This is a genomic window from Pseudoalteromonas sp. Z1A8 (genome assembly GCF_011378855.1).
In the GTDB taxonomy this organism is placed as follows: Bacteria; Pseudomonadota; Gammaproteobacteria; order Enterobacterales; family Alteromonadaceae; genus Pseudoalteromonas.
In genome coordinates, this window is the sequence record NZ_WTLB01000106.1 from 1 (window position 1) to 3,389 (window position 3,389).

At 41.5% G+C, this 3,389-nt stretch carries 1 protein-coding gene and 2 pseudogenes; all 3 read right to left on the reverse strand.

Annotated elements, in window-relative coordinates; all coding sequences use genetic code 11:
• A pseudogene (locus tag GQR55_RS20280) lies at positions 1-134 on the reverse strand (IS4 family transposase); the annotation flags it as partial.
• A 40-nt stretch (positions 135-174) separates the two neighbouring features.
• A pseudogene (locus tag GQR55_RS19735) lies at positions 175-1,718 on the reverse strand (IS3 family transposase).
• A gap of 76 nt (positions 1,719-1,794) precedes the next feature.
• Complete coding sequence (locus tag GQR55_RS19740; protein WP_166421933.1) at positions 1,795-3,192, reverse strand: IS4 family transposase; 1,398 nt, start codon at positions 3,190-3,192, stop codon at positions 1,795-1,797.
• Positions 3,193-3,389: the final 197 nt, after the last annotated feature.

Genomic DNA, 3,389 nt, shown 5'->3' on the forward strand with positions numbered 1-3,389 from the left:
AGAGCAGGTGTATCAGGTGCACGAAATTGCGTTCCATCGACAGAAAATAACCGGAGTCCATACCACGTATCATCAGCATCTTCTTCTTGTGTCCAATGGGCTGCACATAGGTGAAATAAGGCTTGGAGGGGGTCGCTACCGGTGTTTGTCAAACTAGTTGTCGCGATCACTACGTTATGCACTCTCCGCTTTGACGATTTCTTGTTCAGGGTTTAAGTACACTTCTTTTGGTAAATCCCAATTACGAACATTACCACTCCAGCGCTCAGGATGAGCATCCTTAGCACCTTGATATACCTCTTTTCTATTAGCCAATATTTCACCCGCCAATCCAGAATGCCTCTGATGTGGGCTAACGTATTTGATGCCACTATGCTTGTGGTTAAAATTATACCAATGACTAAATTTAAGCACCCAGTCACGTGCTTCTTCTATTGTTAAAAATCCTTTATAAGGATAACCAGGTCGATACTTACACGTTTTAAAAATTGATTATGCGTAAGCGTTATCATTACTCACTCGTGGTCGACTAAAAGAAGATACAACACCTAAACTATGGAGTGTTTCAAGCATTGATGAACCTTTCATTGGGCTACCATTATCTGAATGTAACACCAACGGGCTATCTCTAACGCCTTCTTTTAAGTGCGTTTTATTAATCAATCGCGAAGCGTTCTCAGCCGATTCCTCATCATGTATTTCCCATCCAACAATTTTTCGGCTAAATATATCGAGTATTAAATACAGATAAAAATGTAGCTCTTTGGCTGGTCCTGGAAGCCAAGTTATATCCCAACACCACACTTGATTAGGGCCTGTCGCGCAATGCGTTGTTGGTGTTTTTCGCTCTTTAATTTGGCTACGCCCACGAGCATTCTGTAACTTCTCTTCATGTAGTACACGATAATAGGTCGACTCTGATGCAATATAAACACCTTTATCAGCCAACGCAGGGACTATTTGACTAGGTGGTAGGCTTTTAAATTCATCACTATTAACAGTAGCTAATAAATGGTCTCGTTCTTCGCTTGATAACTTATTTTTAGGTGTAGGGCGATTAGCGCTTGGCCTTCCATCACTTTTAACGCCACCTTCAACAATCCAGCGCTGATAAGTTCTTACGCTAATTTCAAGCTCAGCACAGGCTTTAAACCTTGCTGCACCAGAAAATACCGCTTCACTGATTAATTCAACCGCTTGAATGCGAGCTGAGTCGAGGATCATTCGTCCTCGGCTTCCCCCCAGATCGCATTTGCTTTTTTTCTTAACACCAGTAGTGCTGCTGTTTCAGCGAGCGCCTTATCTTTTCGGCGTAGCTCTTTTTCTAATTGGTTGATCTGTTTTTTATCTTTCTTTGCTTCGATGGTGAAGGCTTTCTCTTGCTCTTTTACATTAGCGTTAGCATCCATACAAGCACTGCGCCAAGCCGCTATTTGTTCTGCATAAAGTCCTTTCTTACGACAATATCCAGCCAATTCAGCTTGATTTAACGTCGCTGTTTCCAGCACAACTGCGAACTTGTTTGCTGAAGACCATTGCTCTGCATTACTTCCATCACCTGGCACTAGATGCCCCTTATCAATTGCTTGTTTTCGCCAATTATACAAGGTTGATTCACCAATACCCATTTCGATAGACAATTTTGATATCGATATATTATTGGGCGGCATCATTTTCTGAAGAGCCGACTCTTTTTGCTGCGTTGAATAAATTGGCATTGTTTTTCCACGCCCTCTACTTAATTTTAATGATTAAATATTAAGCGCGACAACTAGTCTGACAGCTGTCTCTTGATCACATCTCCTGTTGTTGCGCTTGCATGAATCGAGCGCCTTCTAGCAGTTGGCTCAGTGAAAACCAACCTTTCCATAAAGCTTCCCAACCAACAACACCTGTTTGCTTGCTGTTGTGCCACCCGCCTAATTTGGCAAGTGCATAATAAGCCCAATGTAATGAAGGTGTTGTGTTAGGTGCTTTTTTAGTTTCAGTCTTTGACCACAACAGTTTCCATTCAAGAAGATTGAAAAAATTGTCGCAACCAATTGATTTTGCATTATCTTTATCGACAACAAGCTCGCGTAATTGGAGAAGCCTCACCGCAATAAATGCTGTTATTACAATGATCTTTTCTAGATTATTTCGCGTTTGCATGCGAAACGACTCAACTTGAGTGCCCGCTGACTTCCACGCTTTATGGAACTCTTCAACTCGCCATCTTAGTTCATAAAATCTAACTATCTTTAGTGCATCAGAAGCACTATTTATCGGTTCGCCTGTATACAATTTCCACGACAAAGGACTTGTTCCACTTGGTGGATCAATCTCGTTGCAGCTTATTACTGTTAAATTCATACCACCAAGTTTCTTGTGTTTTTTAGGCGGATAAATAGTAATGCAAGCATAACGTACAGCTACTTTCGCAATACGTGCTTTTCGGCCTCCTTTTTGCTGTATCTTAACCGAATATGAAGCTTCGCTAGATTGATTTTCAATGTAGGGACTTAGTTTATCGCCGTCTGCATTCACGACCCGCTCATGCTTGGCCCTCACTACAAACCGTTGATTATTTATTGTTTTATAATCAATATACTCAAACATATCAGATTCTCGATCACAAACGCTTATGATATTGTCCATGACATCTGCAAATCGGGTACTCATTTCTTCCGACGAGCGTTGCCATTTATAACTTTCTTTCGTTTCGTACTTGCGGCGTTTTCTGTCGTTAGCGGTACCAAAGTTTTCATCTTTTCTGCACCAACGATGTTGTGCACCCAAGCCAATAGTACGCTCTGTTTCTGCATCGACCATAAGGACGGTGTGCGCCAACATCCCTTTAGAAGAGCTTTGTTTATATGCGCCAGTATGTCCGAGCTCTTTAGTCACATTGTGTCGGTAACACAATGTTGATGTATCTTCTAGCGCAAGGATTGTGTTTGACAGCGTTATTGCAGGTAACAGCGAATTCAAACCGGCGGTAGCGATGTTATCTGCGTCAACTTTATCATTGCGAAGAAAGCGATATGCGCCTTCAATAGAGGCCTGTGAGCCAGATGCTTTCACAATAGAACTTCCTGTGTTGCTCGCCATTTGATGACTTATTTTTACCAGGCGTTTAGTGCGTCGTTCATCACCTAATTCAGCATGTTTAAACAAATGATTAGCCCATTTTTCAGTATCTTTTATCAGCATAATAATTAAACTCGACCGGTTTTTTCGTTATAACTGATCTGATCGACTGATATAAATAAAGTTCAATTGAAGCCTAATTTATTTGTGTATAAGAGTCAGAGTCTGACAGAGAGGGCTACTCAGGCGCTGTCTCGCTTGAGGAATAGCACTTGGAGCAACCGTATCGCCCAGGGTATCAGTGAGTGTTAAATCTAACT